At 69.3% G+C, this 23,721-nt stretch carries 25 protein-coding genes; 12 read left to right on the plus strand and 13 right to left on the minus strand.

Annotated features, from left to right (window positions below):
- Positions 1–206 precede the first annotated feature (206 nt).
- On the plus strand, positions 207–839 hold the full coding sequence (locus ACFC1J_RS15630) for an isochorismatase family protein (protein ID WP_375907992.1): 633 nt from the start codon (positions 207–209) through the stop codon (positions 837–839).
- Positions 836–1,381 carry a DUF1697 domain-containing protein gene (locus tag ACFC1J_RS15635; protein ID WP_375907995.1) on the plus strand — a complete coding sequence of 182 codons (546 nt, stop codon included), beginning with the start codon at positions 836–838 and terminating at the stop codon, positions 1,379–1,381. The genes ACFC1J_RS15630 and ACFC1J_RS15635 overlap by 4 nt, the downstream gene beginning before the upstream one ends.
- Here ACFC1J_RS15635 and ACFC1J_RS15640 read toward each other — a convergent pair.
- Positions 1,368–1,634 carry a hypothetical protein gene (locus tag ACFC1J_RS15640; protein WP_375907998.1) on the minus strand — a complete coding sequence of 89 codons (267 nt, stop codon included), beginning with the start codon at positions 1,632–1,634 and terminating at the stop codon, positions 1,368–1,370. The two genes, ACFC1J_RS15635 and ACFC1J_RS15640, sit on opposite strands and share 14 nt — an antisense overlap.
- Positions 1,635–1,659: 25 nt before the next feature.
- Between ACFC1J_RS15640 and ACFC1J_RS15645 the strand changes: the two genes are divergently transcribed.
- The gene (locus tag ACFC1J_RS15645) at positions 1,660–2,178 is read left to right on the plus strand and encodes a CGNR zinc finger domain-containing protein (RefSeq protein ID WP_375908001.1); all 519 of its coding nucleotides are present in this window, start codon (positions 1,660–1,662) and stop codon (positions 2,176–2,178) included.
- Here ACFC1J_RS15645 and ACFC1J_RS15650 read toward each other — a convergent pair.
- Positions 2,157–2,804 (minus strand): TetR/AcrR family transcriptional regulator, encoded by a 648-nt coding sequence (locus ACFC1J_RS15650; RefSeq protein ID WP_375908004.1) that lies wholly within the window; start codon positions 2,802–2,804, stop codon positions 2,157–2,159. The genes ACFC1J_RS15645 and ACFC1J_RS15650 overlap by 22 nt on opposite strands.
- Before the next feature lie 47 nt (positions 2,805–2,851).
- Between ACFC1J_RS15650 and ACFC1J_RS15655 the strand changes: the two genes are divergently transcribed.
- Positions 2,852–3,307, plus strand: a complete 456-nt coding sequence (locus ACFC1J_RS15655; RefSeq protein ID WP_375908007.1) for a nuclear transport factor 2 family protein — start codon at positions 2,852–2,854, stop codon at positions 3,305–3,307.
- 53 nt (positions 3,308–3,360) lie between these two features.
- Here ACFC1J_RS15655 and ACFC1J_RS15660 read toward each other — a convergent pair whose 3' ends face one another.
- On the minus strand, positions 3,361–4,773 hold the full coding sequence (locus ACFC1J_RS15660) for an APC family permease (RefSeq protein ID WP_375908010.1): 1,413 nt from the start codon (positions 4,771–4,773) through the stop codon (positions 3,361–3,363).
- A 13-nt stretch (positions 4,774–4,786) separates the two neighbouring features.
- Positions 4,787–6,508 (minus strand): amidohydrolase, encoded by a 1,722-nt coding sequence (locus ACFC1J_RS15665; RefSeq protein ID WP_375908013.1) that lies wholly within the window; start codon positions 6,506–6,508, stop codon positions 4,787–4,789.
- A 144-nt stretch (positions 6,509–6,652) separates the two neighbouring features.
- On the opposite strand from ACFC1J_RS15665, the gene ACFC1J_RS15670 reads away from it, so the two are divergent.
- Positions 6,653–7,267 carry a TetR/AcrR family transcriptional regulator gene (locus ACFC1J_RS15670; protein ID WP_375908016.1) on the plus strand — a complete coding sequence of 205 codons (615 nt, stop codon included), beginning with the start codon at positions 6,653–6,655 and terminating at the stop codon, positions 7,265–7,267.
- A gap of 90 nt (positions 7,268–7,357) precedes the next feature.
- Here ACFC1J_RS15670 and ACFC1J_RS15675 read toward each other — a convergent pair whose 3' ends face one another.
- Positions 7,358–7,624, minus strand: a complete 267-nt coding sequence (locus tag ACFC1J_RS15675; protein WP_375908019.1) for a Txe/YoeB family addiction module toxin — start codon at positions 7,622–7,624, stop codon at positions 7,358–7,360.
- On the minus strand, positions 7,621–7,863 hold the full coding sequence (locus tag ACFC1J_RS15680; protein WP_375908022.1) for a type II toxin-antitoxin system Phd/YefM family antitoxin: 243 nt from the start codon (positions 7,861–7,863) through the stop codon (positions 7,621–7,623). The genes ACFC1J_RS15675 and ACFC1J_RS15680 overlap by 4 nt, the downstream gene beginning before the upstream one ends.
- A 498-nt stretch (positions 7,864–8,361) precedes the next feature.
- Between ACFC1J_RS15680 and ACFC1J_RS15685 the strand changes: the two genes are divergently transcribed.
- From ACFC1J_RS15685 to ACFC1J_RS15695, 3 genes are all read left to right on the plus strand, one after another.
- Complete coding sequence (locus tag ACFC1J_RS15685; protein ID WP_375908025.1) at positions 8,362–8,991, plus strand: DNA-directed RNA polymerase subunit beta; 630 nt, start codon at positions 8,362–8,364, stop codon at positions 8,989–8,991.
- Positions 8,992–9,219: 228 nt separating this feature from the next.
- Positions 9,220–10,110, plus strand: a complete 891-nt coding sequence (locus ACFC1J_RS15690) for an aminodeoxychorismate lyase (RefSeq protein ID WP_375908028.1) — start codon at positions 9,220–9,222, stop codon at positions 10,108–10,110.
- Between the two features lie 50 nt (positions 10,111–10,160).
- Positions 10,161–10,892: a flavodoxin family protein gene (locus tag ACFC1J_RS15695; RefSeq protein WP_375908031.1), complete on the plus strand. Its 732-nt coding sequence runs from the start codon at positions 10,161–10,163 to the stop codon at positions 10,890–10,892.
- Between the two features lie 72 nt (positions 10,893–10,964).
- Here ACFC1J_RS15695 and pstB read toward each other — a convergent pair whose 3' ends face one another.
- From pstB to ACFC1J_RS15730, 7 genes are all read right to left on the minus strand, one after another.
- Positions 10,965–11,744: a phosphate ABC transporter ATP-binding protein PstB gene (gene pstB / locus ACFC1J_RS15700; protein ID WP_375908034.1), complete on the minus strand. Its 780-nt coding sequence runs from the start codon at positions 11,742–11,744 to the stop codon at positions 10,965–10,967.
- An 18-nt stretch (positions 11,745–11,762) separates the two neighbouring features.
- A complete protein-coding gene (gene pstA / locus ACFC1J_RS15705) occupies positions 11,763–12,857 on the minus strand; it encodes a phosphate ABC transporter permease PstA (RefSeq protein ID WP_375908037.1) in 1,095 nt (364 codons plus the stop codon).
- The gene (gene pstC / locus ACFC1J_RS15710) at positions 12,854–13,867 is read right to left on the minus strand and encodes a phosphate ABC transporter permease subunit PstC (RefSeq protein ID WP_375908040.1); all 1,014 of its coding nucleotides are present in this window, start codon (positions 13,865–13,867) and stop codon (positions 12,854–12,856) included. Before pstC ends, pstA begins: the two co-directional genes overlap by 4 nt.
- 165 nt (positions 13,868–14,032) lie before the next feature.
- Positions 14,033–15,160, minus strand: a complete 1,128-nt coding sequence (locus ACFC1J_RS15715; RefSeq protein WP_375908044.1) for a PstS family phosphate ABC transporter substrate-binding protein — start codon at positions 15,158–15,160, stop codon at positions 14,033–14,035.
- Between the two features lie 122 nt (positions 15,161–15,282).
- The gene (locus tag ACFC1J_RS15720) at positions 15,283–16,290 is read right to left on the minus strand and encodes an NUDIX domain-containing protein (RefSeq protein WP_375908047.1); all 1,008 of its coding nucleotides are present in this window, start codon (positions 16,288–16,290) and stop codon (positions 15,283–15,285) included.
- Positions 16,287–18,452, minus strand: a complete 2,166-nt coding sequence (locus ACFC1J_RS15725) for an RNA degradosome polyphosphate kinase (RefSeq protein ID WP_375908049.1) — start codon at positions 18,450–18,452, stop codon at positions 16,287–16,289. Before ACFC1J_RS15725 ends, ACFC1J_RS15720 begins: the two co-directional genes overlap by 4 nt.
- 102 nt (positions 18,453–18,554) lie before the next feature.
- Complete coding sequence (locus ACFC1J_RS15730; RefSeq protein ID WP_375908052.1) at positions 18,555–19,247, minus strand: winged-helix domain-containing protein; 693 nt, start codon at positions 19,245–19,247, stop codon at positions 18,555–18,557.
- A 68-nt stretch (positions 19,248–19,315) separates the two neighbouring features.
- Between ACFC1J_RS15730 and ACFC1J_RS15735 the strand changes: the two genes are divergently transcribed.
- From ACFC1J_RS15735 to pabB, 4 genes are all read left to right on the plus strand, one after another.
- Entirely contained in the window at positions 19,316–19,606 is a 291-nt protein-coding gene (locus ACFC1J_RS15735; protein WP_045273450.1) for a hypothetical protein, read from the plus strand.
- A 220-nt stretch (positions 19,607–19,826) separates the two neighbouring features.
- Positions 19,827–20,450 carry an FABP family protein gene (locus tag ACFC1J_RS15740; protein WP_375908056.1) on the plus strand — a complete coding sequence of 208 codons (624 nt, stop codon included), beginning with the start codon at positions 19,827–19,829 and terminating at the stop codon, positions 20,448–20,450.
- Between the two features lie 2 nt (positions 20,451–20,452).
- Positions 20,453–21,583 carry a YgfZ/GcvT domain-containing protein gene (locus ACFC1J_RS15745; protein WP_375908059.1) on the plus strand — a complete coding sequence of 377 codons (1,131 nt, stop codon included), beginning with the start codon at positions 20,453–20,455 and terminating at the stop codon, positions 21,581–21,583.
- Positions 21,584–21,596: 13 nt separating this feature from the next.
- Positions 21,597–23,717, plus strand: coding sequence for an aminodeoxychorismate synthase component I (pabB, locus tag ACFC1J_RS15750; RefSeq protein WP_375908062.1), 2,121 nt, complete (start codon positions 21,597–21,599; stop codon positions 23,715–23,717).
- The last annotated feature ends 4 nt before the right edge of the window (positions 23,718–23,721 follow it).

Here is a 23,721-nt window from a genome sequence, read left to right on the forward strand (position 1 = left end):
CTCCACTGGCCGCAGGAATCTGCGATGTTGCGTGGAATCACGGCCTCGAGATCGCTGCCGAATGCCGTGGGAACCGCGACAAAGGTCGCCATCTCGAGCGGGAATCTACACGTGCGGAAAAGGTCAAGGGTTCGATTCCCTCGGGCGAATCGACCGGAAACCCCCTCCTCGGAGGGGGTTTCGTCGTTCCGGCGTACGCTCGGGGTATGTCCCGTGCGCTGCTGATCGTCGATGTCCAGAACGACTTCACCGAGGGAGGCGCCCTCGCCGTGGCCGGAGGCGACGACGTCGCCCGCGGTATCACCGCCCTGCTCCGCGATCATGCGGCCGACTACGACGTGATCGTCGCCTCGCGGGACTGGCACGACGCGACGGGGGACAACGGTGGGCACTTCTCCGATGCACCGGACTACATCGACAGCTGGCCCGTGCACTGCGTGGCCGGCACCGAAGGCGCCGACTACGACCCCTTGCTGGAGACGGCGGCCGTCACGCATCACGTGCGCAAGGGGCAGGGACGCCCCGCGTACTCGATGTTCGAAGGAGTGACGGATGCGGAGGAGACGGTCGCCGGGATCCTCTCCGCGCACAGCGTGCTCGCCGCCGACGTGGTCGGCATCGCGACCGACCACTGCGTGCGCGCCTCGGCGTCCGATGCGATCGCGCACGGCGTGCACGTGCGGATCCTGACGGACCTCGTCGCAGGCGTCGGCGCCGAATCGAGCGCGGCGGCGCTGGCCGAGCTCGCTCATGCCGGGGCGGAGCTCGTGCCGAGCGACGCGGAGCCGGGTGCTCCGGCGGACGGTGCGGCCGCACCGACCGACGGCGCCGCCGAATGACCGTCGAGCGCTGCGCCCTGCTCTTGCGCGCCGTGAACGTGAGCGGCGCGAACCGGGTCCCGATGGCGGAGCTGCGCGCACTCATGAACGACCGCGGGGGATTCGGTGCGGTGACCACCTACATCGCGAGCGGCAATGTCATCTGCGATCCTCCCGAGGATCCCGCGGCGGTCTGCGCGGAGGTGCGGGCCCTGATCCACGACGCATTCGGAGTGGACACCCCGGTGATCCTGCGCACGCACGACGATCTGGTCCGCGCGATCGAGGAGAACCCCTTCCCGGACGCCGCCGCAGACAAGATGCTGCACGCGATGTTCCTCGAGGGTGAGCCGAGGGCCGATGCGGTCCAGACGCTGACCGCGCGACTGCAGCCCGGCGAGCGGATCGCCCTGCGCGGAAGCGACCTCTGGATCGACTTCGGCGCCGGGGGAGTGCACTCCAGCAAGCTCACGCGCCCGGTTCTGGACCGCGCGCTCGGCGTGGCCGGCACGGCGCGTAATCTGCGGACGGTGCGGAAGCTCGCCGAACTCAGCGCCGACTGACCGCCTCGGGCGGCGGGGACGTCGGGCCGGCTCGGAGCGCGCGGCTGAGCGCGGTCGGGGCTGCCGTGCCCGCCGCATGCAGGTCCACGCGCTGCGCGCCGCACGCCACGCAGCGCACGTACAGCAGCATGCCGTCGGCCGTTCGGTGTCGGGATCGCGTCTCCCAGGCATGCTCATGCGCCGGCGCGGAACGAGACGGATCCGGAGGCGCGAGCGGAATCGATGCGGTGTCGGCAGAGGATGCGGCGGTCATGCCTCCACGATGATGTAATGCCATTATGCATCTCAACCCTTACGGAGAGTACGCGGTGCTGATGGCGGCGTCGCTCGCCAACGACTGGCCGGCCGATCGAGCCGGCATCGAGCAGCGCACCCGCGACTTCGGGATGACGATGGTCTTCCCGGCAGGTCCCGGGGATCACGCCGACACGCGAAGGGTGATCGATGACTGGCTGCGCGTCGTCGATGCGCCGGCGCCGGACGAGCGTGCGGCATTGCTGAATGCGGAGATGGCGGCCGCGGCCGCGTATCCGCGACTCACCGACCATGACGGCGAGGGCTGGCACCTGCACTACCGCGGTGAGGAGGATTCCCTGCCGCGCGTGCTGCGTGCCGTGATCACGGTCGGCACCTCCTTGCACCTGGTCACGCGGGGGATGACGCGTCTGGGGCGCTGCGCAGCGGCACCGTGCACGAACGTCGTGGCCGATGTGACCCGCAACGGGCGGCAGCGCTACTGCTCTGTGCGCTGCGCCAACCGCGACGCCGTGCGACGTCACCGCGCCCGACGGGGATAGCGCCCCTCCTCGTCGATGCTGTCGAGCGACGACAAGGCTCGCCGATCGCCGACGCAGCCGAGCGAGTCGAGCGCGCTGTGAACGGTCCGCGCAAGGAGTGCGCCATCGATCCGGGGCATGCCGGGAAAGGCCACGCGCATGAGGAGCGGACCGGTCAGCAGGTCGGCGATCCAGGCGGGATCGCCGACCTGCGGGATCTCCCCGCGGGCCACGGCGCGTTCGAGGATCACCCGGGTGTAGGCGCGGCGAGGGCCGAGATAGTGCTCGAAGAATGGTCTGCCCTGCTCGGGGTCGGCCTCCACCTCTGCCAGCCAGCCGGCGATGCCTCGCGTCACCACCGGGTCGGTGAAAAGACGCTCCTGACGTCGTTGCACTTCGATCAGGTCGCCGGCGAGGCTGCCGGTGTCGATGTCTGTGTCGACGCCGTGGCGGGAGGCCAGTACCCGGGGGACGACCTCGGCGACGTTCTGGAATCGGCGGTAGAAGGCCGGTTTGTTCGTGCCGGCGCGTTCGATGATCGCAGTGACCGTGAGGCGGGCGTATCCCAGGTCGGTGATGAGCTCGGCGGTCGCCTGCAGAATCGCATCGTCGATCGAGCTCTTGCGGGGACGTCCGGAGGTCACCATAATGTGACTCATAGTAACGTATCTCTGCCTCGAAGAGAGGGCTGGTCATGGTGTATACGCGGATCGTCAGTGCGAAAGTGCGTGCCACGTTCGACCGGATCAACGACGGCGACTATCGGACGATGGTCGATGGACTCGCCCCCTCGTTCCAGTACCGCTTCCACGGCGACCACGCGCTCGGCGGAGTTCGCACGACGAGGGAGTCGATGCTGCGATGGTGGGAGCGCGTCGTGAGGCTGCTGCCGGGTGCGCGTTTCGAGGTCCAGGACGTGCTCGTCAATGGCGGCCCCTGGAACACACGCATCGCCGTCCGGTCCCTGGTCTCGGGCGAGCTGCCGGACGGCACCCGCTACGAGAACACCGTCTTCCAGTTCATGACGCTCGTCTGGGGCCGGGTGTCATCGGTCGAGACCGTCGAGGATCTGCAGGTCCTCGAACGCGCCCTGGAGGCCGTGGCCGCAAGCGGTGTCGAGGAGGCGCGCGCCGCGCCCATCATCGACTGAGGAAGGGCCTTCGGGCGCCAGCCGGATCCGGCTGGCGCCCGCGCGTACAGCCGTCAGTCGTACATGCCGACGTTGATCGGCCCGGTCAGGTCGGGGGGAGCGGCGCGGAAGCCGCGCGTCTTGATGAGCAGGTAGACGACCCCGATCGCGGTCCAGGCGCCGCCGATGATCATTGAGATCCCGTCCAGGCTGAGCCACAGCGCCACGTTGATCACGACGCCGATCGCGGGGATGACGACGAAGCCGATCCAGGATCCGATCGTGCGCTTGGTGATGAACCGGAAGAACACGAAGATCACCGACAGGTTCACGAACGTGAAGGCGATGAACGCGCCGAAGTTGATCATCGACGACGCCTGCTCGAGGTTCACGAACAGCGCGGTCAGGGCGATCGCTGCGACGATGAGGACGTTCGCGACCGGCACGCCGGTGCGCGGATTCACGCGGCTGAACAGGCCCTTCGGCAAGGCGCCGTCGCGGCCCATCGCATACAGCAGGCGCGCCGCGCTCATCTGCTGGGTGATGCCGCAGCCCAGCACCGCCATCATGTAGCCGCCGACGAAGATCGCCTGGAACGCGGCGCCCCCGATGTACTTCGCGATCTCGGGGGAGGCGCCGACGATGTTCTCCAGCTTCGTGACGTCGGGGAACAGCGTCTGCATCACATAGGTCACGGTGAGGAAGAACGCTCCGGCCGCCGCGACGATGATGAAGATCGCCCGCGGAATGTCCCGGGTGGGACGCTTCGCCTCCTCGGCGAGCGTGGAGACGGCGTCGAAGCCGAGGAACGACAGTGCGAGGATCGCGGCGCCGCCGGCGAGGGCCGCGGCCTGGACGTCGTCGGAGAAGAACGGCCGTACGGTGAAGGCCGCGCCGTTGGCGCCGTTCGAGATGTTCACGACCGCGAGCACGACGAAGAGCACGGCGACGACGAGCTGGATCCCGACCAGGATCACGTTCATGCTCGCCGCCAGTCGGACGCCGACGAGATTCAATGCCGTGCAGATGGTGACCGTGAGCAGCACCCACACCCAGAACGGCACCTGCGGGTAGATCGCGCCCATGTAGATCCCGGAGAGGATGGCATTGATCATGGGCAGCAGCAGGTAGTCGAGGGTCGCCGCCCACCCCACGAGGAAGCCGACCGCCGGGTGGATCGACTCCTTCGCGTACGTGTAGGCGGATCCCGCGATCGGGAAGAACCGCACCATGCGCGAATAGCTGAACGCCGTGAAGAGCACCGCGATCAGCACCACCAGATAGGCGAGCGGCACGTGGCCGCTGGTCTGGTCGGCCACGATCCCGAACATGTCGAACACGGCGAGAGGAGCCATGTAGGCGAGGCCGATGAAGACGAGGTGACGCAGCTTCAGGGTGCGCTTGAGTGCTCCCGGTTCGTGCGTGACGGCGTGGGCGAGCTGATCGTCGCCGGCGGCGACGGCGGAGTGGGATGGCAGCGTTGACATCGTGGGATCGTCCTCAGTGGGTGTGCGAGTGGCAGTGGTGGTCGGCGGAGGGCTCGGTGCAGCTCTGCCCGGCTCCGCCCGGATCCTGGACGGGCACTGCGGATGCGGCCTTGCCGAGCTCGCCGCGCGCGTCGTGCACCGCGGTGCCGCCGACGACCGTGAGATCGGCACGCTGCGCCAGGATCTCCGCGGGCTCCATGGAGTAGAGATCGCCCGACCACACGACCAGGTCGGCGAGGTATCCGGTACGGAGCATTCCTAGGCTGTTCTCGTGGTGGAACGCCCCTGCGCCGCCCTTCGTGTAGGCCTCGAGCGTGCGGTCCAAGTCGAGGCGCTCGCCCGCGGTCCAGGCGTCGCCGCCGTCGAGACGGGCGCGGGTCATCGCGCTGTAGACGCCGACGAGCGGATCCATCTCGCCCACCTGCCAGTCGCTCGAGAACGTCACGCGCGCACCGGACTCGACCATGGAGCGGAACCGCCACGCGCGATCCCAGCGTGCTTCTCCGACGTTCTCCATCCAGGTTCCGGCGACGAGGTCGGGGGAGGCGTGGCGAGGCTGCATCGCGGCGACGACGCCCAGGTCGCGGAAGCGGGGCAGGTCCTCCGGGGCGAGGCACTCCACGTGCACGATGCCGTGCCGGGCGTCCCGCGTGCCGTTCGCGCGCTGGGCGGCCTCGATCGCGTCGAGGGTGAGTCTGATCCCCCAGTCGCCGGTCGCGTGCGTGTGGACCTGGTAGCCCAGGCGGTCGAGCTCGACGAAGAGCCGGGTGAACTCGAGCGGCTCGAGGCTCGTGTGCCCACGATGACCCGGACGGTTCGCGTAGTCCTCGAGCATCGCTGCGGTGTGCGGCTCGATCACGTCGTCCGCGTACAGCTTCACCATGCCCAGGCGGAAGCGGTCGTGCTGCGGAGTCTCCCGGATCGCCTCGGTGATCCGGGTACGGAAGTCGCCGTCGGATCCGACCGGGTGGTAGATCGCGGCGATCGTCCGCGCGGTGAGCTTGCCCTCGCGCTCGGCCCTGTCGAACAGCGGCAGCTCGGCGAGCGGCACCTGCGGCTCGACCACGGTCGTGATGCCGAAGCGGCGTGCCATGTCGAGGCTGTTCACGATCTTGCGGTAGCGCCGGTCGGGGGAGTACATCGGGATGTCGCGCTGCAGCTCGGCGAGGCCGTCGGTCGTCATGGCGCTCGTGTAGAAGTCGGTGACCCAGCCCGTGGGCTCACCCGTGCGGTGGTCGATCTCGGGGTTTCCCCAGGCGATGTCGCCGCCGCCGAGGACGCCGAGCTTCGCGAGCGCGGGCCGGTTCAGCCACACCGAGTGCTGGTCGTACGTGGTGATGAAGACGGGCCGGTCGGTGACGCCGGCGAGGTCGTCGGCGCGCGGGCGTCGGCCCTCGATGACCGAGTAGAGGGCGTTCTCGGCGCAGATCCACTCCAGGTCAGGGTGGGCCTCGGCGAAGGCCGCGATCCGCGAGCGCACGACATCGAGGCTCTGCACCTGATCCAGGCTCACGGCCAGGTCGTCGTAGCCGAGCAGCAGGTGGTTGTGGGTGTCGGCGACGCCGGGTGTGAGCAGGCGACCCTCGAGGGCCACGGTGCGCAGGCTCGCCGGTGCGTCGGCGGCGGATCCCACATAGGTGATCCGGTCGCCGGTCACGCCGACGGCCTCGGCCCAGGGCTGTTCGGGATCGAAGGTGCGGACGCGTCCGCCGGTGTAGAGGGTGTCGACCGCCATGTCGGTGCTCCAACGTCTCGGGGCGGCGCTGCTCGAGGGGAGCGGCCGCAGTTCTTTGACTCAAGAGTAAATTAATTCACTCAGATGTCAAGAAACTCGTCCGATCGGATCCGGATCCCTCCACAGGACTGCGATACTGGCTTCATGGCACGCCCGAGCACGCAGGAGCAGCGCCGCCGCGAGGTGGTCGACGCGGCGCTCGACGCCGCCGCCGAGCACGGGCTGCGCAATCTCTCGCTGACGGACGTCGCGAATCAGGCCGGGGTCACCCGAGGGGCGCTGCTGTACTACTACGAGGACCTCGACGCGATCCTCGTCGAGGCCCACGCCGCCGGCATGCGCCGGGTCGGCGAGGAGCGCGAGGCGCTCGTGGCTCAGGCGGAGCGTCCGGCGGAGCAGCTCGCGATCGCCGTCCGCGCCGGGCTGCCGAGCGGCCCGGATGACGCGCTCATGCGGCTGCTCTACGAGTTCGACGTGCTCGCGGGCAAGTCGCCGCTGCACGACGAGCTCGTGCAGCGGCTCTACGGCGAGCAGCTCGGGCTGTACCGGCGGATCCTGCAGGCCGGCGCGGACAACGGGGATTTCTCGTTGACCGGTCCGCTCGACGACATCGCGATGAACTTCGTCGCCTTGGAGGACGCCTACGGCCTGCACATCGTCGCCGGCGGCAGCATCTCCGTCGCCGACGCGGAGCGGGCCATCGCCCTGTTCGCGCGGCAGGCTGGTGCGCCGCTGCCGGAAGGGGCGGGCCCGCAGTAGCCCGTCGGTGTGTGGCTCGCCTGCTGTTGCCGGCGCCGCGAGATACCGCGCCTCCGTCGCCGATTTCGTGCTGGTCCCAGGGCTGTGCCGTCAGTAGTGGTAGCGCGCCTGCAGGATGACCGCGTACGCGTCGTCGACCAGGTACACGAGCCTGTTGGCTTCATCGATGCGTCGCGACCATGCCCCGGCCAGCGCGTGCTTCAGCGGCTCCGGCTTGCCGATGCCCTCGAACGGATCGTCGCGCAGGATGTCATCGATCAGGAGGTTGATCCGCTTGAGCGTTCGTCGGTCCTGGCTCTGCCAGTAGAGGTAGTCCTCCCAGCCGCCGGCTGTCCAGGCGAGCTTGCGGTCACTCACTGCAGCTCGTGCTCAGCGATGTCTCTCGAGCGGGCACTCTCGATGGCGTCGATCAGGCGGCGCGCATTCTTGGGAGAGCGCAGGAGGTAGGTGGTCTCGAGCAGCGAGTCGTACTCGTCCTTCGACATCAGCACGGCCGAACCGCGCTTGGATGTGATCTCGACTTCGGTCTGGTCGAGGTTGACGCGCTCGATGAGGCCGAACAGGTCACTGCGAGCTTCGCTTGCGGTGATGGCCATGATTCCTCCTAGTGGTACAGGATATCGTACCACTCTTCTGCTGAGGGCGGTCAGCAGTTGCGGCAGCGCACACCGGCGACATTCCCGCGGTAACAACGGCAAGAGGGGCCCGGTCATTTGATGACCGGGCCCCTCTTCACGGTGGGCCCCGTGGGGCTCGAACCCACGACCCGCGGATTAACCTGCCACTTCGGCTTTCGCCGCCGCCCGATGGGCGTTCGTGGTCTGGACTGTCCCTTCACCCTGGCTTGCGCTGTAGGTGCCACCCGTCCAGTCTCTACACCTTCCGGACTCGCGTCCGGCTTGGCTCGGGATTGCCAACTGGTCTCCCAGGAAGGGTTCCCCGACTTTGAGTGGTGTCATCCCCGGGGTTTCCCCCGAGGCGCTCCTATTGTGTTGAAGTCCGATGCTCTGCCAACTGAGCTAGAGGCCCGTACTCCCGAGTCTATCGGTCGCGACTGGGTGCCCTGCGTCGGACAGCGCGCGTAGCCTGGGTCGGTGCCCTCGCCCTTCCACCGCCCCGTCCGCCTCTCGCCGGAGACGTTCGACCACCTGCTCGGATCCCACGATCCGGCGGAGCAGACGCGGATGGCGCACGCCACGGCGTCGGCGCTGCTGGCGCGGGTGAGGGCGGACGACAGCGGAGTGAGCGCGGAGCGGCTCGTGGCGTACGCGACCGAGCACGGGATCGACGAGGTCGCGGAGCTCTGGGCGAAGAGCCCCGCCGTGTCCCTGCCTGGAGCCCTCTGGCGGCTGTACTTGCTGCAGGCATCGATCCATGCCGATGCGCCCCTCGCCGCGCTCCTGCACGAGCGCGGCCGCATCGAGCTGCCCTCGGTCGACGCGCTGGTCGCGGGGGCGCCGGTGCCGGCCGGCCCGGAGGAGCTCGTCGGGCTGATCGACACGATCCTGCACGGCGCGTTCTCCGGCGACTTCGCGATCGCGCTCGAGCGGGCGGCCGCGTTCTGCCGCGTGCAGGCCTCCGGCGCGACGCACGTCGCCGACGACTACGAGCACACCGAACCGGCGCGGGCGAGCGAGCTCACCACCCGCGCATCGCGCCTCAGCGCCTATGCGCAGGATCTCACTGCCTCGGCCGGCGCCTGGCGCGATGGATCGCTGAACTGAGCGGATCCGAGTAGACGGAGACCGGAATCACGGGCGTCTCTGCGCCGCAGCGCCCGGACATGAAGAAGCCGGGCCGCAAGAACGCCTCTCGGCGGAAGGCCGCTCGCAGCGGCGAAAAATGGAGCCCGGGGTTATGCGGCCCGGCCGATCAAGTGTAACGCGTCGGGCGCAGCGGTATTCCCGTCGTCCCCGATGCCGGGCGCGTCGTCCACGCCCTAGGCTCGGAGCATGGCCGCTGCCCGATTCGCCCTGCTGATCACGCCCGCCGAGTCCACCGACGAGGAGCGGGCCGATTTCAGCGACAGCTTCCGCCGGATCGATCCGAGTGCTCCGGCGCTCAGCGTGGGTGAGCTGAGCACGCAGCGCGGCGACGGGATCTTCGAATCGATCGGCGTCGTCGACGGCCACGCCCAGGAGGTCGAACCGCACGTGCAGCGCCTGGCCCATTCGGCCGCGCTATGCGATCTGCCGGAGCCGCATCGCGAGCAATGGCGTCAGGCGGTCGCGCTCGCGGCGGCCGAGTGCGGCCCCGGCGAATGGGTGATCAAGCTCATCCTCAGCCGCGGCGTCGATCACGGCCCGGCGCCGACCGCCTGGGTCACGGCCGCGCCCGCTGCGGACTTCACCGCCGCACGCACGGAGGGCATCCGCGTCGTCACGCTCGACCGCGGCTACGACAGCGGAGCTGCGGAGCGCTCGCCGTGGCTGCTGCTCGGCGCGAAGACGCTCTCGTACGCCGTGAACATGGCGGCGCTCCGCGAGGCGCACCTCCGCGGCGCCGACGACGCGATCTTCGTCACCACCGACGGCGTCGTGCTGGAGGCTCCCACGGCCTCGCTCATCCTGCGCTTCGGCGACCGCTTCGTCACCCCTGCTCCGCACGGCGGAATCCTGCAGGGCACCACCCAGATCAGTCTGTTCGCGCACCTCGAGGCCCAGGGCTATGCCACGGAGTACGCCACGGTGCCGACCTCCGATCTCGCCACCGCCGATCAGGCCTGGCTCCTGTCCAGCGTGCGCCTGGCCGCACCGATCACCGCGATCGACGACGCGGTCCTCGCGGTCGACCACGCCTTCACCGACGGCCTGAACGTCTACCTCCTCTCGCCGCGCGACTGAGCTCCGCGAGGGGGCTGGTCGGCCGAGGGCGATGGCCGTAGTCTGCCCCCATGGCAGAGCAAACGTCCGCTCCGGCGGCCTACGACGATCTCCGCGCCGTGTTCGTCAACTGCACGCTCAAGCGCAGCCCCGAACTCAGCCACACGCAGGGCCTGATGGATCGCAGCATCGCGCTGATGCGGTCGCAGGGCGTCACCGTCGACAACATCCGCTTCATCGATCACGACGTCGCGACCGGCGTCTATCCCGACATGCGCGAGCACGGCTGGGCCGAAGACGAGTGGCCGGACGGGATCTGGCCGCTGATCGACGCCGCCGACATCCTCGTGGTGGGCGGGCCGCTGTGGCTCGGGGACAACGCCTCGATGACCCGCAAGCTCATCGAGCGGCTCTACGCGATGAGCGGCCTCTTCAACGACAAGGGCCAGTACGTCTACTACGGCAAGACCGGCGGCGCGATCATCACCGGCAACGAGGACGGCGTGAAGCACGCCGCGATGTCGATCCTCTACAGCCTGCAGCACATCGGCTTCACGATCCCGCCCGCGGCGGATGCGGGCTGGATCGGCGCCATCGGACCCGGCCCGAGCTATCTGGATCCGGGTTCCGGCGGCCCGGAGAACGACTTCACGAACCGCAACACGACGTTCATGACCTGGAACCTGCTGCACACCGCGCGGCGGCTCAAGGACGCCGGTGGCATCCCCGCCTACGGGAATCTCCGCGAGGCCTGGAACGACGGCGAGCGCTGGGGCTACGAGGCGAACCCCGAGTACCGCTGATCGCGGCGTCCCGGAACGCAGGAGGGGCTCGGCGCCGCAGCGCCGAGCCCCTCCTCACGGATCAGGCGGGAATCACCCGAAGCGGCCGGAGACGTAGTCCTCGGTCGCCTGCTCCTTCGGCGACGTGAAGATCGTCGCGGTGTCGGAGTACTCGATGAGCTTGCCGGGCTTGCCCGTGCCCGCGATGTTGAAGAAGGCCGTCTTGTCGCTCACGCGCGAGGCCTGCTGCATGTTGTGGGTCACGATCACGATCGTGAACTCGTTCTTGAGCTCGGTGATGAGCTCCTCGATCGCGAAGGTCGAGATCGGGTCGAGGGCCGAGCACGGCTCGTCCATCAGCACGACCTGCGGGGAGACGGCGATGGTCCGGGCGATGCAGAGGCGCTGCTGCTGACCGCCGGAAAGACCCGCGCCCGGCTTGTCGAGACGGTCCTTGACCTCGTTCCACAGGTTGGCGCCGCGGAGCGACTTCTCCACGAGGTCGTTCGCGTCCGAGGCGGAGATCCGCTTGTTGTTGAGGCGGACGCCGGCCAGCACGTTCTCCTTGATCGACATCGTCGGGAACGGGTTCGGCCGCTGGAACACCATGCCCACCTGGCGGCGCACGAGCACCGGATCGACGCCCGGTGCGTACAGGTCCTCACCGTCGATGTACACGTTCCCCTTGACGGTCGCGCCGGGGATGACCTCGTGCATCCGGTTGAGGGTGCGCAGGAACGTGGACTTCCCGCAGCCCGACGGACCGATGAAGGCGGTCACCGTGCGGGGCTCGATGTTCATGGACACACCCTCGACGGCGAGGAAGTCGCTGTAGAAGACGTTCAGATCGTTGACTTCGATGCTCTTGGACACGCTGCGTGCCTTCCTGAGTTAGCGGCTCTTCGGCGCGAATGCCTTCGCGACGATCCGAGCGATGAGGTTGAAGATGACGACGACGATGACCAGCAGCAGGGCGGCGCCCCAGGCCTGCGCCTGCGAGGCGGCGATGTCCTTGCCCGGGAAGCTGTAGGCCGTGTAGGCCATCACCGGGAGGGTCTGCATGGGCCCGCTGAAGGGATTCGCGTTGAAGTTGTCGGTGAAGCTCGCCGCGATGAAGATCGGGGCGGTCTCGCCGATGACACGGGCCACGGCGAGGACGACGCCCGTCACGATGCCGCTCGCGGCCGTGCGGAGCACCACCTTGATGATGGTCGTCGCGCGCGGCACGCCGAGGGCGAGCGAAGCCTCCCGCAGCTCGTTCGGCACCAGACGGATCATCTCCTCGGTGGAGCGGATCACGATCGGGATCATCAGCACGCACAGGGCGATCGAGGCGGAGAAGCCGCTGAACGCCTTCGGGCCGACGATGAGCGCGAACAGTGAGAACGCGAACAGACCGGCGACGATCGAGGGGATGCCCGTCATGACGTCCACGAGGAACGTGATCGTCCGGCGCAGCGGGTTGCTCGGCTGCGCGTACTCCGTCAGGTACACGGCGGCGAGGATGCCGATCGGCACGGAGATGAGTGCGGCGATTCCGGTGATGATCAGCGTTCCGACGACCGCCTGCAGTGCTCCGGGGGTGTTCGTCACGGCCAGCGTGTTCGGGTCGAACACGCTTCCGCCGACCTTGGTCACGAAGTCCCAGGTCAGCACCTTGAGGCCCTGCTCCACCACGGTCCAGAGCGTGGAGATCAGCGGCGCCACGGCGAGGACGAAGGCGCACACCACGAGGCCGCGCACGACGCGGTCGACGGCCTTGCGGCGCCCCTCGACGATGCCCGATCCGATGCCGATCGCGATGAGGTAGATCATGGCGGTGAGCACGAGCCACACCGCCGGGTTGAACAGCTGGATCACCAGGAGCACGGCCGCCACGACCACGGCGGTGCCGATCGCGAGCACGGGTTCGATCCAGCGAGGCAGCTGCCCGCTGGTCAGGCTCAACGGCTGTGCCGTCACCGGAGCCGAACTGACGGCGGTCATACGCGCTTTCCAATCTTCGGCGAGGTGCGAGCCTTGCGATCGGAACGGCCGAGGATGCCGCGAGCGATCATGTTGACGGCGAGCGACACCACGAACAGCATGAGGCCGGTGCCGATCAGTGCGGAGCGCTGCAGGTCGGTGGCGATCGGGAAGTTGTTCGCGATGTTCGCCGCGATCGTCTGCGAGTTGTATCCGTCGGTGAGTACGGCGACCGAGAACAGCAGTGACGGCGAGATGATCAGCGCGATCGCCATCGTCTCGCCGAGCGCCCGCCCGAGTCCGAGCAGGATGGCGGAGACCATGCCGCTGCGTGCGTAGGGGAAGACCGCCAGCCGGATCATCTCCCAGCGCGTCGCGCCGAGCGCCAGGGCGGCCTCCTCGTGCAGCCGAGGCGTCTGCAGGAAGATCTCGCGGGTGAGCGCGGTGACGATCGGCAGGATCATCACCGCGAGGACGACGCCTCCGGCGAGCATGGTCGAGCCCGTGCTCGATACAGGGCCCTGGAACAGGGGGATCCACCCGAAGTACTGGTTGAGGAACTCGGCGAGCGGCAGCAGGAAGGGGCGGATCACGATGACGCCCCACAGGCCGAACACGATCGACGGCACGGCGGCGAGCAGGTCGACCACATACGCGAGCGCGCTGGCGAGCCGGCGGGGCGCGTAGTGCGAGATGAACAGCGCGATGCCGATCGCGACCGGGGCGCCGAGGACGAGTGCGATCAGCGCCGACCAGATGCTGCCCCAGAGCAGCGGGGCGACGTAGTTCCAGAAGCTGCCCCAGTTCTTGTTCTGGTAGCCGGCGAGGTCGCTGTTCGTCTCCCAGTTCGCCGTGATGGCGGGAAGGCCCTTGAGGATCAGGAAGATCGCGACACCGGCGAGGATCACCATGATGGACGCGGCGGCCGTCGTCGACAGGCCCAGGAAGAAGCTGTCGCCTGCGCGACGCTTGCCGATGAGTTTCTCGGAGACGATCGGGGTCGTCTCCTCACGCTGCGCGACGTCAGTCACGGTGCCACTCTAGATCTCGCATGTGTGAGCGTCTTTCTTTGTGCTCCGGCCGGAGGCAGGAGAGGGATCGGGCCAGCACGGAAACTCGGCAGGGCCTCCGATCGGGTCGGCTGCCCAGCCCAGCCCGGGTCGGCTCCGAAGAGCCGACCCGGGCCGGCCTGATGCTTACTTGATGGTCGCGAGCGACTCCTGGGCTGCCTTGAGGACGGAGTCCGGGAGCGGCGCCGCACCGGCGTTCTTCACGGCGACCTGCTGGCCGATCGTGCTGTCGATGAAGCCGATGTAGCTCTTCACGAGCGCGGCCTGAGCCGGCGTCTTGAAGGTGGTGCACGCGATCGCGTAGGAGACCAGCGGGATCGGGTAGGTCTCGGCGGTCAGCTTCGAGTAGTCGAACTTCTTCGACAGGTCGCCGGCGACGCCGTTGGAGGCGTCCACCGCGGCGACGTCGAACGTCTTCGAGACGGCCTCGGGGCTGAACGCGACCGCCTTGCCGTCCTGCAGGATCGACGCGCTGGCGAGCTTGCCGATGGCGGAGTGGTCGGCGTAGCCGATGGTGCCGGTGCCGGCCTCCACGGCCTGCACGACGCCCGAGCCGCCCTTCTGCTTGGAGACGTCGCCCTCGACTGGCCAGTCCTTGCCCGCGGGGAAGGTCCAGACGGAGGACTGCGTGCCGGCGAGGTAGTTGGTGAAGTTCGCCGTGGTGCCGGAGCCGTCCGAGCGCGCCACCGTGGTGATCTTGCCGGCGGGGAGCGCCTTGCCGTTGTCCTTGGTGATGGCCTCGTCGGACCAGTCGGTGATCTTCAGGGAGAAGATCTTGGCGATGGTCTCGCCGCTGAGCTTGAGGTCCGTCACGCCGGGGACGTTGAAGACGATGGCGACACCGTCGAGGTACACCGGGATGTTCATCCCGCCCTCGGTGCACAGGGCCTTCGACGACGTGGTCTGGTCCGCGTTCAGCGGGGAGTCGGATCCGGCGAAGTCGTACGCGCCGCTGAGGAAGTTGGTGACGCCGCCGCCCGAGCCCTGGGACTTGTCGTAGTTGATGGTGACGCCCTTGACCTGCGCGTTGTATGCGGCAGTCCACGCAGCCTGCGCGTTGGCCTGAGCGCTCGATCCGCCCGAGGTGATCGTGCCGGTCAGCGACGCGTCGATCTTCGAGGTGATCGCGCTCGAGGTCGGCGCCGCCGAGGGGGAGTCGGTGCTCGTGCTGCTGGGCGTGGCAGAGCAACCCGCAAGCGCGATCGCGGCGAGCACGCCGGCAGCGCCGAGGGTGGTGATGCGGTTGAGCTTCACTATGTAAGTCCTTCGCTGTGTCGAGTGTGCCCTGGTGCAGGGCCACGCCAGACGATATGCGTCGTCTGTTACGCGATCAAAGATCGAAGGTAAACGGGGGGTGAACGACGATCTGCGCCGGTTCAGATCTTCGGCAGGTGCGTCTCGATCGAGATGATGCCGGATCCGGGGTTGGTCGCGCTGAGATGCACGACGCTGAAGGCTCCGACCTCGAGGGCGGAGGCGCTGCCGAGATACGAGCCGTGCATGGTGCCGGTGGCCAGCGCGATCTCGCGGAGGATGTCGGGCAGCACCGGTCCGTGGCTGCACAGGACGGCGGCCTTGCCCGAGCGCACGCGCTTCCCGATCACCGTGCGCGGATCCGACAGACCCTGCTCCCATGCGTCCTGGCTGAGCAGGTCGGTCTTGCGGATCTTGTGCCCGATGGCCTTGGACAGGGGCATCACCGTCTCCACGCAGCGACGGGCGTCGCTGGACACGATCCGCTCCACGCCGAACGCCCGCAGGGGCCCCACGATCGCCTTCGACTGGGCGTGGCCGCGCGGGGTCAGCGGACGCGACGCGTCGGATCCGAGCCACACGCCGCGGTTGGCGGCCTTCGCGTGCCGCAGCACCACGAGCGGGAAGGTGCGCAGAGCGCCGTCATCGACGAGCTTCGCGAACGCGTCCAGGATCTCGATGTCGACCGGGTAGCTGAGTCGCGCGCGCGCCTTCTTCAGGCTCACCCATTCGAGCGCCGCGATCTCGCGGTTGGGCACGAACGCGGATGCGCGCACGGCCTCGTCGGTGGCCTCCGCGGCCCAGTAGTGCACGACCTTCTGCTTGCGGTTGGCCATCGTGTACCGGGAGACGCCCACCGGAGCGCCGAGCGAGACGCGGATCCCGGTCTCCTCAAAGATCTCCCGCACCGCGGTCTCCGCGAGCATCTCGCCCGGGTCGACCTTTCCCTTGGGCAGGGTCACATCGCGGTACTTCGTGCGATGGATCAGCAGGATCCGCAGCTTGTCCTCGAAGACGCGCCACACCAGGCCACCGGCGGCGTACACGGCGCGGTCGGGGCGGTCGGCGACGACCGTGACACCCGTGGTGTCCGCGGTGGCGGTGGATGGTCCGAGGGGGCTGGGGGTCATCGCACCGCCCTGGCCCTGCGACGCTGCTGGATCTGCGACATGGTCCTATCCTGCAGGTCGACGAGCGGAGTACCAACCTCGGAGAACGCGCGCCGCGTCCAGACGCCGTCCGCTCCGAGGTGCCAGGACGACGTGCCGGGGGAGAGGGCGAGGTCGAAGAAGGCCAGCAGCTCATCGATGTGGGCGGGATCGGTGACCCGCACGAGCGCCTCCACCCGGCGGTCGAGGTTGCGGTGCATCATGTCGGCGCTGCCGATGAAGACCTGCGGATCGCCGTCGTTGTGGAACGCGAAGATGCGCGAGTGCTCGAGGTAGCGCCCGAGGATGGAGCGGACCGTGATGTTGTCGGTGACGCCGGGCAGATCCGTGCGCAGGCTGCAGATGCCGCGCACCCACACATCGACCGGCACGCCCGCCGCGCTCGCCCGGTACAGGGCGTCGATGATCTGCTCGTCCACCATCGAGTTCACCTTGATCCGGATGTGCGCCGGCTTTCCGGCGAGAGCGTTCTCGCGCTCCTTCTCGATGTGCCGGAGCAGGCCCTTCCGCAGGTGCAGCGGGGCGACCAGGAGGCGCTTGAACTTCTTCTCGATGGCATAGCCGCTGAGCTCGTTGAACAGGCGGGTGAGGTCCTTGCCGACCTGAGGGTCTGCGGTGAACAGACCGAAGTCCTCGTAGATGCGGCTGGTCTTCGGGTTGTAGTTGCCCGTGCCGATGTGGCTGTAGCTGCGCAGCACGCCGTCCTCCTCGCGGATGACGTTGACGAGCTTGCAGTGCGTCTTCAGCCCCACCAGGCCGTACACGACGTGCACCCCGGCCTTCTCGAGCTTGCGCGCCCACACGATGTTGTTCGCCTCGTCGAAGCGCGCCTTCACCTCGACGAGTGCGAGCACCTGCTTGCCGGACTCTGCGGCGTCGATGAGCGCCTGCACGATCGGGCTGTCGCCCGAGGTGCGGTACAGCGTCTGCTTGATCGCGAGCACGTGCGGATCCCGTGCGGCCTGCTCGAGGAAGGCGACGACGCTCGTCGTGAACGACTCGTAGGGGTGGTGCACGAGCACGTCCGCCTTGCGGATCGCCTTGAAGATGTCGATGCGCTCGTTCGCACCCGGCTTGAACGCCAGCGCGGTCGTGGGCACGTGCGGGGTGTATCGCAGGTCGGGGCGATCGATCCGGCCCAGCCCGAACAGGCCGCGCAGGTCGAGGGGTCCGGGGAGCCGGTAGACCTCCTGGTCGGTGATGTCGAGCTCGTTGAGGAGCAGATCGAGCGTCACGTCGTCCATGTCGTCGGTGATCTCGAGCCGGATCGGCGGGCCGAAGCGGCGGCGCAGCAGCTCGGCCTCGAGCGCCTGGATGAGGTTCTCCGACTCGTCCTCCTCGATCTCCACGTCCTCGTTCCGGGTGAGCCGGAACGCGTGGTGGTCGAGCACCTCCATCCCGGGGAAGAGGTCGTCGAGGTGGTTCGCGATCAGTTCCTCGAGGCGGATGAAGCGCAGCTCGCCATTCACCGAGGGCACCTCGACGAAGCGCGGCAGCATGGGCGGCACCTTGAGGCGGGCGAACTCCTGCCGGCCGGTGCGGGCGTTGCGGATCCGGATCGCGAGGTTCAGCGACAGGCCCGAGATGTACGGGAACGGGTGCGCGGGGTCGACCGCGAGCGGCATCAGCACCGGGAAGACATTCGCCTGGAAGTAGTCGGTGAGCTCGGCCTTGGCCTCGCCGTCCAGGTCGTCCCAGTCCACGATCGTGATGCCCTCGGCCGCGAGCGCGGGGCGGATCATCCCGGTCCACGCGGCGGCATGGCGCCGCTGCAGCGTGTGGGCGTCCGCGGAGATGTCGGCCAGCACGTCGGCCGGGGCGCGTCCGACGTTGGTGGGCACGGCGAGGCCCGTGACGATGCGGCGCTTGAGGCCGGCGACGCGCACCATGAAGAACTCGTCCAGGTTGCTCGCGAAGATCGCGAGGAAGTTCGCCCGCTCGAGCACCGGGAGCGTCTCGTCCTCGGCGAGCTCCAGCACGCGCTGGTTGAACGCCAGCCAGCTCAGCTCGCGGTCGAGGTACCGGTTCTCCGGGAGGAGCGCATCGTTCGGAGCGATGAGCTCGTCGAAGTCATCGTCCTCGGCATCGCCGAGTCCGGAGTCTGCCAGTGCGGGATCGATCATGCGCCCCATCATTGCAGGATGACGTGACCTGCAGGTGAACGCGACGAGATCCGGATCCGCGGTCCGCCTCACGGCCCGGATGACGCCGTCACGCGGACCCGCTCAGCGGGCGCCGGGGGCGACAGGGCGGGCCTCGTCCTCGTCGACGTTGAAGCGGTAGCCGACGTTGCGCACGGTGCCGATGATGTGCTCCTGGTCGCCGAGCTTGGCCCGCAGCCGCCGCACGTGCACGTCGACCGTGCGGGTGCCGCCGAAGTAGTCGTAGCCCCAGACTTCGCTGAGCAGCTGCTCGCGCGTGAACACGCGGGAGGGATGCGTGGCGAGGAAGTGCAGCAGCTGGAACTCCTTGTAGGTGAGATCCAGCGGGGTGCCGCGCAGCTTGGCGGAGTAGGACTGCTCGTCGATCGTCAGCCCCGAGGTCTGCACCTTGACGGGCTCGTTGGACGGCGCGTCACGGGACAGGGCGAGCCGGATGCGTGCGTCGATCTCGGCCGGGCCGGCCCCCGTGAGCAGCACGTCGTCGATGCGCCATTCGCCGTTCACCGCGGTCATCCCGCCCTCGGTGACGACCAGCAGCAGAGGCCCGCGCAGTCCCGTGGTGCGGATCAGCGTGCACAGCGACTTGGCCGCCACGAGGTCGGTGCGCGCATCCACGATCACGGCGTCCGCGTCGGGCGCGGTCACCAGCTCCGCCGGCTGCGCCGGAATCGTCCGGACGCGATGGCCGAGCAGTTCCAGGGCGGGCAGAACCGGCGCCTCGGCGGGAGACGACGTCAGAACCAGCAGTTGCGCCACGCGGATCCTTTCCTGTTGACACCTTACTCAGGACTGCACGCACAGCGCGGATGGGTGACAATGGGCGCATGGCCGATCCCGTCCTCGCTCCGCGCAGCCCCTTCGTCGGGCTCGTCGTCACCTGGGCCGTCGCCGCAGTGGGCGCGATCCTCATCGGCGTCGTCGCGCCCGACGATCGTCTGATGACCTGGTACGCGATCGGGTTCGGGATCTGCGTGCTGCTGTCCTTCGCCGTCCAGCTCTTCCGCGGCGAGACCCGCGGGTTCATCCTGCGCGTCTCGGCCGGGAGCCTCGGCGCGCTCCTGGTGATGGGGATCGTCTCCGCCGGCTTCGGCATCGCGGCGCTGTTCGGCGCCTGAGCCCCGTGCGTCACAGCGGGCCCCGCCCGGCGCGGCGGGGGCTGCGGACGGCATAGAGTAGTCGTATGGACATCGTCGCGCTCGAACTCTTCTTCGTCGGCCTGCTGGTCCTCGCGGGGCTCGCGATCACCTTCTGCGCAGGGGCCGTCCTGGTCAACCTGTTCCGCGGCCAGCGCTGATCAGCGCCTGCCCCGCGACGACTGCTGAGAGAAGGCTCCACGTGCTCGATCTCCCCTCCGACCTGCCCGCCGACATCGTGCCGCTGTCCTGGCTGCTCGGTGTCTGGGAGGGCACCGGCGTCATCGACTACGAGGTCCCAGGACCCGACGGCGATGATGACGCGCACCGCTATCAGGGCGAGTTCGCGCATCGCGTGAGCTTCAGCCACGACGGCGGGCCGTTCCTGAACTACGCGGCGACCGCGACCTTCACCCCGGAGGACGGCGAGCCGGTGGGGCTCGTCGCCGAGTCGGGGTTCTGGCGTCTGGCGCGTCCCGCCGAGGCGCAGGATGCCGGGCCGGGACTGCTCCCGCCACGCGAGGCCCGCGTCGCAGCGCGCACGGTGGATGACGTCGAAGCGCTGCGGCGGCCCGAGGGCGGTTTCGCGATCGAGGTCTCGATCGCGCACTCGGACGGCATGCTCGAGCTCTACCTCGGCCGCATCGACGGACCGCGCATCGACATCGCCACCGATGCCGTCGTGCGTGCCGAAGGAGCCAAGGAGTACGGCGCCGCGACCCGGATGTACGGCCTGGTCGATGGCCACCTGCTCTGGGCCTGGGACATCGCCGCGCTCGGCGCGGGGCTGCGCTCGCACGCATCCGCCCGACTGGCGAAGGTCTGATCATGGCCGGCTTCCCGTCCCTGGCCGGGGCGATCGCGGAGGGCGACGTCGTCCTGCACTTCGGGGATCCCATCCGCGAACAGCGCGCTCTGGAGCGCGGTGAGGCGCTGGTGCCGCTCGGGGACCGCACCGTGATCGAGCTGACCGGATCCGAACGGCTCACCTGGCTGGACTCCATCACCTCGCAGTCCGTCGCGCGTCTGCAGGCCGGGCAGAGTACGGAGTTGCTCGTGCTCGACCCGCAGGGGCGGGTCGAGCACGTCGCCGCCGTCTTCGACGACGGCTCCTCGACCTGGCTCATCGCCGACACCGCCGACGCCGAGCCTCTGGCGACCTGGCTGCAGCGCATGGTGTTCCGTGCCGACGTGAAGGTCGCGGTGCGACCGGAACTGCTCGTCGTCGGCTTCTTCGCCGGCGCGGGTGCGGAGCAGCGCGCGCAGCAGGCCGCGCTCGCCCCGCAAGGGCAGGCGGTCATCTGGACCGATCCGTGGCCGACCGTGCAGCCCGGCGGGCATCAGTACCACGTCGGCGAGCACCCCGGCTCCGGCTACCACTGGCGCACCGCTGTGCTCGACGAGCCTGCGGCCGCGGCGCTCGCCGCGGGCTCCGAGACGAGCTGGGCCGGAGCGCTCGCCGCGGAGGCCCTGCGGATCGCGGCCTGGCGTCCCCGTTGGGCCGCCGAGGTGGACGAGCGCTCGCTGCCGCACGAGACGGACTGGATCCGCAGCGCCGTGCATCTGAACAAGGGCTGCTACCGAGGCCAGGAGACCGTGGCGAAGGTGCACAACCTGGGGCACCCGCCCCGCCGTATCGCCGCCCTGCACCTGGACGGCAGCGAGAGCCTGCTGCCCGATGCGGGCGCTCCGGTGCTGGCCGTGGGTCCGGACGGCGCCGAAGACGAGGTCGGGCACATCACTTCGGCCGCACGACATCACGAGCTCGGCCCGATCGCCCTGGCGATCCTGTCGCGGCGCGCGCCGATCGGCGACCTCGTGGTGCGCACGCCGGACGGCGACGTCGCGGCCGCGCAGGAGGTCATCGTCCCCGGCGACGCCGGGGCGACGGCGGAGATCCCCCGGCTGACGCGACTCTCCCGCCGGCCGTCCGCGCCGGATCCGCGCGACGCGCACTGACGCGGTGCCACCGGTGGGCTCGGAGATCGAGAGCGCGGGGACCGATGCCGCCCCGGGTGCGGAGACCGGGGAGCCCCGGCCACTGCGCATCCTGCTGATCGACAATTACGACTCGTTCACGTACAACCTCGTGCACCAGATCGCGGCGACCGCCGGCCGGATCCCCGACGTCGTGCACAACGACTGGGCCGGGTGGGATCCGTCCGTCCTCGACCGGTACGACGCGGTCGTGCTGTCGCCGGGACCGGGCGATCCCCGTGTTCCGGAGGACTTCGGGATCTGCGCCGACGCGATCCGGACCGCGGCCGAGCAGCGCATCCCGCTGCTCGGCGTGTGCCTCGGTCACCAGGGGATCGGACACGCCTTCGGCGCCGCGGTGCGGCGCGCCCCCGAACCGCGGCACGGCAGGCCCTCCCTGGTCGCGCACGACGGCAGCGGCGTCTTCGGGGGGCTCCCCTCGCCCGTCGAGGTGGTCCGCTATCACTCGCTCATGATCGACGACGTCCCGGACGCGCTGGTCGTCACCGCGCGCGCGGACGACGGCGTGATCATGGGGATCCGGAACCGCGAGCTGCCGTTGTGGGGCGTGCAGTTCCACCCCGAGTCGATCGGCACCCTCGACGGTGCGCACATGATGGCGAACTTCGTGGCGTTCGCGCGCGCGACGCCGGCGCGCCGGCCGCCGCCCGTTTCCGCGGACGTCCCGGTGGAACCCCCGCCCCCCGCGCGCGCTGCGCGGCGCGCCGTGCGGCGACGCACGCTGCCCCTGCGCATCACGACTCGGACGCTGTTCACCGAGCTCTTCGGCGAGGCGACGCAGGCCGTGTGGCTGGACGGGAACCGCCCCGGGGATCCCCGCGCCCGCTACTCGATCCTCGGCGGTGGGGACGACCTGCCGACGGCGATCGCTGACGTGCAGGCGGGCACGGTGACGTTGCATGATGGCGCGGAGGAGCGCGTGCTGCGGACGGGCTTCTTCGACTGGCTCGACGCGGAACTCGCGGCCACCGCGACCGAGGAGGGCGACCTCCCGTTCGCGCTGGGCTGGGTCGGAGCGCTCGGCTACGAGCTGCGCGCGGAGTGCGGGTCCCCGCATGGGCGTCACGCCGCCACGCCCGACGCGGCGCTGGTCCGCCTCGATCGCGCGCTGGTGGTCGACCACGAGGAGGAGCGGATCCATCTGCTCGCCCTCGACGACGAGGCCTGGCTCACCCGGACGGCGGCCAGGATCGCCGCGCTCGAGACGGCGTCGTCCGACGGGGCAGGACCGCATCAGGATGCCTTCGTCGCGCCGTCGCTCGCGCTCACGGCGCGGCACTCCCGCGCCGACTATCTTCGGCTCATCGCCGAGGCGCAGGAGGAGATCGCGGCGGGCGAGACCTATGAGGCCTGCCTGACGAACCTGCTGCACGCCGCGGCGCCCGGCGCGGGGGATCCGCTCGCCGCCTACCTCGCGCTGCGCGCGCAGAATCCGGCGCCGTTCGGTGCGTTCCTGCGCCTCGGCGGGGTGAGCGTGCTGAGCACGTCGCCCGAGCGGTTCCTGCGGATCACGGCGGACGGCGCGGTCGAGTCCCGTCCGATCAAGGGCACCCGTCCGCGCGGGGGCACTCCGGAGGAAGACGAGCGGATCCGGGCGGAGCTCGCCGCATCGGAGAAGGATCGCGCGGAGAACCTCATGATCGTGGACCTCGTCCGCCACGATCTCGGGCGCACGGCGGAGCTCGGATCCGTGCACGTGGACGGACTGTTCCGCGTGGAGAGCTACGCGACCGTGCACCAGCTGGTCAGCACGGTGCGCTCCCGGCTCGCCGACAGCCCTGTGGCGTGCGTGCGCGCGGCTTTCCCTCCCGGTTCCATGACCGGTGCGCCGAAGCTGCGCACGATGGCGATCCTGGATCGGCTGGAGGGCGGCCCGCGCGGGCTGTACAGCGGCGCCCTGGGCTACTTCTCGTTCGACGGGTCGGTGGACCTCAGCGTCGTGATCCGCACCCTGGTCGCGCACGACGGCGGCTTCGACTACGGCGTCGGCGGGGCGATCGTCTCGCTCTCGGATCCCGACGAGGAGTACGCGGAGACCGTGGTCAAGGCGCGCCCGCTGCTGCGGCTGACCGGCGCGGCGTTCCCTGAGGCCTGAGGCC

The sequence above is a fragment of the Microbacterium sp. NPDC056052 genome (genome assembly GCF_042266785.1).
GTDB lineage: Bacteria > Actinomycetota > Actinomycetes > Actinomycetales > Microbacteriaceae > Microbacterium.

What these genes read in the sequence shown, in the direction of transcription:
- ACFC1J_RS15660 (WP_375908010.1), bottom strand. Translation starts at nt 4,773, where the DNA reads ATGTCAACGCTGCCATCCCACTCCGCCGTCGCCGCCGGCGACGATCAG.
- ACFC1J_RS15655 (WP_375908007.1), top strand. Translation starts at nt 2,852, where the DNA reads ATGGTGTATACGCGGATCGTCAGTGCGAAAGTGCGTGCCACGTTCGAC.
- ACFC1J_RS15735 (WP_045273450.1), top strand. Translation starts at nt 19,316, where the DNA reads ATGGCCGATCCCGTCCTCGCTCCGCGCAGCCCCTTCGTCGGGCTCGTC.
- ACFC1J_RS15720 (WP_375908047.1), bottom strand. Translation starts at nt 16,290, where the DNA reads ATGACCCCCAGCCCCCTCGGACCATCCACCGCCACCGCGGACACCACG.
- ACFC1J_RS15695 (WP_375908031.1), top strand. Translation starts at nt 10,161, where the DNA reads ATGGCAGAGCAAACGTCCGCTCCGGCGGCCTACGACGATCTCCGCGCC.
- ACFC1J_RS15690 (WP_375908028.1), top strand. Translation starts at nt 9,220, where the DNA reads ATGGCCGCTGCCCGATTCGCCCTGCTGATCACGCCCGCCGAGTCCACC.
- ACFC1J_RS15680 (WP_375908022.1), bottom strand. Translation starts at nt 7,863, where the DNA reads ATGGCCATCACCGCAAGCGAAGCTCGCAGTGACCTGTTCGGCCTCATC.
- ACFC1J_RS15670 (WP_375908016.1), top strand. Translation starts at nt 6,653, where the DNA reads ATGGCACGCCCGAGCACGCAGGAGCAGCGCCGCCGCGAGGTGGTCGAC.
- ACFC1J_RS15640 (WP_375907998.1), bottom strand. Translation starts at nt 1,634, where the DNA reads ATGACCGCCGCATCCTCTGCCGACACCGCATCGATTCCGCTCGCGCCT.
- ACFC1J_RS15635 (WP_375907995.1), top strand. Translation starts at nt 836, where the DNA reads ATGACCGTCGAGCGCTGCGCCCTGCTCTTGCGCGCCGTGAACGTGAGC.
- ACFC1J_RS15725 (WP_375908049.1), bottom strand. Translation starts at nt 18,452, where the DNA reads ATGATCGATCCCGCACTGGCAGACTCCGGACTCGGCGATGCCGAGGAC.
- ACFC1J_RS15665 (WP_375908013.1), bottom strand. Translation starts at nt 6,508, where the DNA reads ATGGCGGTCGACACCCTCTACACCGGCGGACGCGTCCGCACCTTCGAT.
- ACFC1J_RS15630 (WP_375907992.1), top strand. Translation starts at nt 207, where the DNA reads ATGTCCCGTGCGCTGCTGATCGTCGATGTCCAGAACGACTTCACCGAG.
- ACFC1J_RS15745 (WP_375908059.1), top strand. Translation starts at nt 20,453, where the DNA reads ATGGCCGGCTTCCCGTCCCTGGCCGGGGCGATCGCGGAGGGCGACGTC.
- pstA (WP_375908037.1), bottom strand. Translation starts at nt 12,857, where the DNA reads ATGACCGCCGTCAGTTCGGCTCCGGTGACGGCACAGCCGTTGAGCCTG.
- ACFC1J_RS15650 (WP_375908004.1), bottom strand. Translation starts at nt 2,804, where the DNA reads ATGGTGACCTCCGGACGTCCCCGCAAGAGCTCGATCGACGATGCGATT.
- ACFC1J_RS15645 (WP_375908001.1), top strand. Translation starts at nt 1,660, where the DNA reads ATGCATCTCAACCCTTACGGAGAGTACGCGGTGCTGATGGCGGCGTCG.